Source organism: Rhodopseudomonas sp. AAP120, assembly GCF_001295845.1.
In the GTDB taxonomy this organism is placed as follows: domain Bacteria; phylum Pseudomonadota; class Alphaproteobacteria; order Rhizobiales; family Xanthobacteraceae; genus Rhodopseudomonas.
This window is the reverse complement of the sequence record NZ_LJIC01000182.1, coordinates 1-5,976: the sequence shown is the minus strand read 5'-3', so window position 1 is coordinate 5,976 and position 5,976 is coordinate 1. Positions and strand designations below refer to the sequence as shown.

Sequence of the window (5,976 nt, the reverse complement as noted above, 5' to 3'; positions counted from 1 at the left end):
TTCAGCTTGCCTTCCGCGCGGCGTCGCTCGAGGTGCTGACCTTCGAGCGTTGCGACGCCGGCGGAATCGTAGCCGCGATACTCCAGCCGCTTCAGTGAATCGACCAGCTGCTCCGCAACCGGTCCGCGTCCGAGAATGCCGATGATGCCGCACATGCGGTTGAAGTTCCCCCGACGGCCGGCGATGCCCGGCCCTGCTGATATCTAGCGAGTTCGGCGAAAGTGGAGGTAGTCAATAATTATTGCGAATTGCGACAGGGTTAGCGCCGCAGCGTTAACCAAGCTCCGCGTCCGCGCGATGATTGACCGTCAGTGTCCGCCGGGCTTCTTGGCGCGCGCTTTCGCCTCGCGAAAGCGCTTGGCCCAGCCCTCCCGCAGCGACTGCTCGTTGCGCTCGACCGCGAGCGCATCGTCCGGCACCGCCTTGGTGATCACCGAGCCCGAGCCGATATAAGCGCCCGCGCCGATTTTCACAGGCGCTACCAGCGACGAGTTCGACCCGACGAACGCGCCGGCGCCAATCTCGGTCTTGTGCTTGTTGAAGCCGTCGTAATTGCAGGTGATGGTGCCCGCGCCGATATTGGCGTTCGCGCCGACATGGGCGTCGCCGATATAGGTGAGATGGTTGACCTTGGCGCCCGCGTCGATCTGCGCCGCTTTGGTCTCGACGAAATTGCCGATCCGCGCGCCGTCGCCCAGCGACGTGCCCGGCCGCAGCCGCGCATAGGGACCGACCGAGGCTTTGGCGCCGATCCGCGCGTCGACGATGTGCGAGAACGAATGGATCACCGCGCCGTCGGCGATGCTGACGCCGGGACCGATCACTACGAACGGCTCCACCGTCACGTCCTTGCCAAACGTCGTGTCGGCAGCGAGGTGAATCGTCTCCGGTGAGATCAGCGTGACGCCCGCGGTCATCGCCGCCTGGCGCAGCCGGTTCTGCATCACGGCTTCGGCCTCGGCGAGCTGCGCCTTGGTGTTGATGCCGCGGACTTCGTCCTCGTCGGTCTCGATCACACTGGCGGTGAGACCACGCGCGCGGACAAGGCCGACCGCGTCGGTGAGGTAGTACTCGCCCTTCTTGTTGGCGTTGCCGATCCGGCTCAGCACGTCGAGCGCAATCTTGCCGTCGATCGCCATCACGCCGGCGTTGCACAGCGTGATCTTCAACTCGTCGGGAGTAGCATCGGCCTGTTCGCGGATCGCGGCGAGCTGGTCGCTTTCGACCACCAGCCGGCCATAGCCGGTCGGATCCGCCGCGCGGAAGCCCAGCACCACCAGCGACGCGCCCCGGCCGAGCGGCTCACGCATGCGCGCGAACGTCTCGGCGGAAATCAGCGGCGTGTCGCCGAACGCGATCAAGAGATCGTCGGCGCCCTGGGCGATCGCGTCCTTGGCGGCCAGTACGGCATGTGCCGTCCCCAGCCGCTCGCGCTGAATGTAGATCTCCGCATCGGAGCGGACGCGCTTGGCCTCGACGGCGACCGCCTGATGATCCGGGCCGATAACAACCGCGATCCGGTTGCCGTCCCCCTGCGGCGCCGCGGCCAGCACATGCGCCAGCAGCGGACGGCCCGCGACCGGATGCAGCACCTTCGGCAGTGACGATCGCATCCGCGTGCCCTCGCCGGCCGCAAGTACGATCGTCAGGCTGGATCTCGTCGTCATCTGAATTCCCGTCAGTCGATGTGCAGCCCTCATAGAGCGTTTGCGCCGGAGGGGAAACGGCTTTCGAGGGCGGAAAGTGACTCCTCGGCGACAGCGGCGGGACAATTCCCTGTTAATGTTGATGCCGTGATTCGATTGGGCGACAGGGGCTTTCGGGCGTTCGGATGGCGCGGAACAGGGACGATCTCGCGGACAGCTTCGCCACCGAGGAGCCCGGCGGCTGGCTGACCCGTTTCCTGGCCGACGAGGACGAACTCGACGGCCGCGCCAAATGGCGGCTGGCGACCTGGGCCGCCGGCTCGCTCGGTGCGCTGGTGATCGCGATCCTGGCTACACAGACCTCGATCGACCGCCGCCGCGATCAGGTCGCCGCCGCCGATCTGGCGCGGCAGTCTCAGCAAATTCAGCGTCTGACCAAAGAAAGTCAGAACGAGGCCACCCGCCTCGCCTCGGCGATCGACACCCTGAATGCCGACCGCGACCGGCTCTATGCCCGGCTCGGCTCGCTCGAGCAGGGGCTGGACTCGGTGACGGGCTCGATCGCCCGGGTGCAGGCTTCGTCGCGATCGGCACCCGTCGACAAGGCACTTGCGGCATCCCTCCCGGACATTCCGGTCAAGGAGCCGGCGCCTCCGGTTGCGACGGTCGAATCCAAGGCCAGTGCCCCGCAGCCCGCCTCCGGCGCACCTGTCGTGGCAGCCGCGGCGCCGGCCCCACCCGCGGCTCCGCTGCCCGCCAAACGTCCGGCCGAAGCCGCCGCGAGCGAGCCGCCGACACCGAGCATCGCCGCGCCTCCGGCGCCGCACGCCGCCGTCGCGGCAGCCCCGCCCCCAGAACTCGAACCGAAGCGCGTCGACAGAAGCGCCGTCGCGGCTCTGACGCCACCGGCGCCGTTGATGTCCGCGCGCTCGATGCTGGCGCCCCCGGACGCCGGCGCCACCAAGCTGAACGTGCCTCAGCCCGTCGCGGCGCCCGCCGGACCGGATGCCGAGCCCGATACGCCCGACGACGCGCCGGTTGCGGTGCCGCGCACGACCTTCGGGGTCGAGCTCGGCGGCGCCAACTCGGTCGAGGGGCTTCGCAATCTGTGGCGGCGCATGGCCAAGGCTCACAAGGAGCTGAAGGACATGCGGCCCATCATCATGATCAAGGAAAATGCCGGCGGCGGCCAGTTGCGCCTGGTCGCCGGTCCGCTCGACGATGCCGCCGCCGCGGCCAAGCTCTGCGCGGCGCTCGGCGCCGCCGACCGTCCGTGCGAGACCACCGTGTTCGACGGCCAGCGCCTGCCGCTGGCTTCGACAGCACCGCCGCCGCCGCGTCAGCCGCGGAAGCGTCCGCCGAAAGTCACGGCCGTCGCGCCCGAGCCGCCCCCCGCGCCCGAACCGCCGCCCCCACCGCCGCAGCCGAAGCCGGGCCCGCTGTCGTCGATCCTCGGCATCCACTGACCGCATCTGCCAGCCTCAGCCGTCCTGACGGGTTGTTCGCGGCTGCAAACCGCCGCATAATCGCGCCATGAAGAAAGAACCGTTCCGCCTCTCCCCGTATCAGGTGCAATGGCTGCTTATCGTCGGCTTCGTCACCGTCGGTTACGCGCTGTACCTGCGCTATCTCGCCATCGAAATGTCGACGGTGGCGCTCGCCTGCGACGCCGGCCTGCAGTCGATGCTGTGCAAGACCAGGCTACTGATGACCTACCTGTTCCGCAATTCCGTGTTCGGAATCGCGGCGGTGGTGATCGCCGTGCTGCACTTCATCCGGCCGTCGATCGTGCTCTTGACCGCCGGCCTGGTGGCCGCAGGCTTCGGCATCGTGCTCTACAATATCGGCCTGTCGGGGATCGCGATCGGACTGCTTATCTTGGGCTTTGCGCGGCCCGCGCCCGCCACAGCGTGAGCGCCAGCATCGCGTAGACCGCACAGGTCCACAGCGACTGCCAGTTCTTCGGCCCTTCGTTGAACACCGTGTAGATCGCCGAGATCACCAGCACCCCGGCGAACACCGACTCGGCGATCGGCCGCGCGCCCTGCGCCGGCCGGTTCAGCAGCATCAGCAGGAACAGCGGCAGCACCGCCATGGTCAGCGACGCGAACGGAAAGTCGCGGTAGCGCGGATCGAAGGTGAAGCCGAGCGCGGTCTGGGCGCCGATCAGCACCGTCACGGCCAGCGACAGCCCGAGCGCGTAGGTCAGGAACGAGCGGTCGCGCATCTCGCGCGGACCGAACAATTCGAGAAAGGTCGGCAGCGGCCGCCCTGACATGAACGCATGCGCCGCGAAGATCGGCGTCAGCACGCCGCTGGCCAGCAGCAGGCCCCATTGCAGCCAGCGGCCCGAGCCGTAGCTCTCGACCAGCATCTTGTCGACCGCAATGCCGAGCAGCGCGCCCGCCGCCGTCGCTGAAATGCCGACCGCCAACCACGATGCCAGCCGCGGCGCCCACGGCTTGCGGCGCAGCGACAGCAGCGCAGTGGCGAACACGATAAAGCTGAGCCCCATCCCGGCCGCCATCGACAGCTTCCATTGCGGGAAGTTGCTGATCGGCACGCCGGCCGGATATTTCAGCGCGCGATTATCGGCATCGATCAGGCCCCAATAGCCGCCGACGGTGCCTTCGAGATCGCGCTTCCAGGGCTGGTCGTAGGCCTCGATCAGATTGACGCGGAAGTTCTCGATCTTGGCGAGCTGCAGAATCTCCGACACCACCCGCGCCTGGTTGGCGCGCGACGGCAGCGCCCCCTCGCGCATCCGCCCGGCGCTCGGCCAGCCGGTTTCGCCGATCAGGATTTCCTTGGCCGGGAACGCGACGGCGACTCGCTTGCGAATCTGGTCGACATGCGCGGCGGCGTTGCGGGCACGGATCGGGATGTCCTCCCAATACGGCAGGATGTGAATCGTGACGAAGTCGACCGCGTCGTAGATCTCGCGATTGCGCAGCCAGTATTCCCAGACGTCCGCGTAGGTGACCGGCGTCTTGACCTGTGACTTCACCAGCCGGATCGTCGCGGCGAGATCGCCGACCGTCATCTCGCCGCGCAGCAGCACTTCGTTGCCGACCACCAGACCGGTGATCACATCCGGATAGTCCTTGGCGAGGCCGACCGCGACGGCGATCTGCGCCAGGTTCTTGGCGCGTTCGTTGCCGAGCCAGATGCCCTGGATCACCTTCAGCCCGACCTTGCCGGCCAGCGCCGGCAACTGCTCGAGGCCGTTATCGACCGAATAGGTCCGGACGCATTTGGAGATCTTGGCGAGCTGGACCATGTCCTGCTCGATCTGCTCGGCGGGAATCCGCGTGGTCGGATCGAGCGGCGTCTGCTCGCCGCGGAACGGCGCGTAGGACACGCATTCGAGCTTGGCGCTCGGATCGATCGGCGCGCGCGACAGCGTGACCGGCGTGGCGATCCACCACCACACGCCGAAGATGATACCGAGGGATATCGGGAGAAGCGCCAGCGGCGTGCGAAATGAAATGGGTTCCGTCCTCCAGAAGGACCGTCGATTACCCGCTCGCAGCCGATCTGCCAAGACCATAAGAGGACGCACGAACCGAAGCGAGCCTGCGCGGTCGGGAATGAACGCGCATTAAGGTAGATGAATTCGTCGCCATGTGGGCTCTGCTCATTTGTCATTGCTGGACAAATCTCGAAATGTCCGTCATGGGAATCGTGCAGGGTCACGCCGCATCGGCGACGAATTCTGGTGGCATCGGGCGGATGGGGACCGACGCCGCTGTGGCCCGGCCAACCAGATCGGGGACGCTATGCGACGAGTATTCCTTGAGTTCCAGAGCGCGCTGTGGCGTGGCCTGGGCGCGACCGGACTTGCCTTGCTGATCGGCGTCGGCGGCGCGATCGCCCAGAGCGGCGACCTGCGAGCCCAGGATCAGAACGCCAAGCCTCCGGCGAACGCCAACCAGCCGGCGCAGCAGCCGCCCGCCGATGCTCTCAAGGACAGCCAGCGCAAGACCGACGAATTCGTCGAGGCCGCGCAGGCCATCAATGGTCCCGCCGGCAATCCGGAATGCGTCTGGCTCGGGCGCCGCGTCGTCGTGCTGATGTGGCGCGACGATCTCGACACCGCCTTCCGCCATCTCGACCTGTACGACCGCTTCGGCTGTCCGACCGGTCACATCCAGGCGGCCTTCCGCTGCCTGGTCCGCTCCGGCCCGATCGATCCGAAGGTGCCGGAAGGGTTGAGCGGCCGCGTCCACGCCTGCTGGATCAATCCGAGCGCCCAGCCGCAGCCCGCCGCGGCGACCGCGGCCCCGGCAGCGCCGTCCGGCAAGCCGGCCGCCGCGCCGCAGCCCGCGAC

5 protein-coding genes are annotated in these 5,976 nt (G+C 67.7%); 3 read left to right on the top strand and 2 right to left on the bottom strand.

Features of this window, described 5'->3' with window-relative positions; translation table 11 throughout:
• Window positions 1-308: 308 nt before the first annotated feature.
• Complete coding sequence (gene glmU / locus IP86_RS24810) at window positions 309-1,667, bottom strand: bifunctional UDP-N-acetylglucosamine diphosphorylase/glucosamine-1-phosphate N-acetyltransferase GlmU (protein WP_054165112.1); 1,359 nt, start codon at window positions 1,665-1,667, stop codon at window positions 309-311.
• Between the two features lie 164 nt (window positions 1,668-1,831).
• On the opposite strand from glmU, the gene IP86_RS24805 reads away from it, so the two are divergent.
• Window positions 1,832-3,112 carry an SPOR domain-containing protein gene (locus IP86_RS24805; protein ID WP_054165111.1) on the top strand — a complete coding sequence of 427 codons (1,281 nt, stop codon included), beginning with the start codon at window positions 1,832-1,834 and terminating at the stop codon, window positions 3,110-3,112.
• Between the two features lie 67 nt (window positions 3,113-3,179).
• The gene (locus IP86_RS24800) at window positions 3,180-3,560 is read left to right on the top strand and encodes a hypothetical protein (RefSeq protein WP_054165110.1); all 381 of its coding nucleotides are present in this window, start codon (window positions 3,180-3,182) and stop codon (window positions 3,558-3,560) included.
• Here IP86_RS24800 and IP86_RS24795 read toward each other — a convergent pair.
• On the bottom strand, window positions 3,520-5,196 hold the full coding sequence (locus IP86_RS24795) for a glycoside hydrolase family 17 protein (protein ID WP_054165109.1): 1,677 nt from the start codon (window positions 5,194-5,196) through the stop codon (window positions 3,520-3,522). The genes IP86_RS24800 and IP86_RS24795 overlap by 41 nt on opposite strands.
• A gap of 229 nt (window positions 5,197-5,425) precedes the next feature.
• Between IP86_RS24795 and IP86_RS24790 the strand changes: the two genes are divergently transcribed.
• Window positions 5,426-5,976: hypothetical protein (locus tag IP86_RS24790; RefSeq protein WP_054165108.1), on the top strand; the 551-nt coding region annotated here is incomplete at its 3' end.

Bases quoted from the DNA above. Each gene is read 5' to 3' on its own strand.
- glmU (WP_054165112.1), bottom strand. From the start codon at position 1,667: ATGACGACGAGATCCAGCCTGACGATCGTACTTGCGGCCGGCGAGGGC.
- IP86_RS24805 (WP_054165111.1), top strand. From the start codon at position 1,832: ATGGCGCGGAACAGGGACGATCTCGCGGACAGCTTCGCCACCGAGGAG.
- IP86_RS24800 (WP_054165110.1), top strand. From the start codon at position 3,180: ATGAAGAAAGAACCGTTCCGCCTCTCCCCGTATCAGGTGCAATGGCTG.
- IP86_RS24795 (WP_054165109.1), bottom strand. From the start codon at position 5,196: ATGGTCTTGGCAGATCGGCTGCGAGCGGGTAATCGACGGTCCTTCTGG.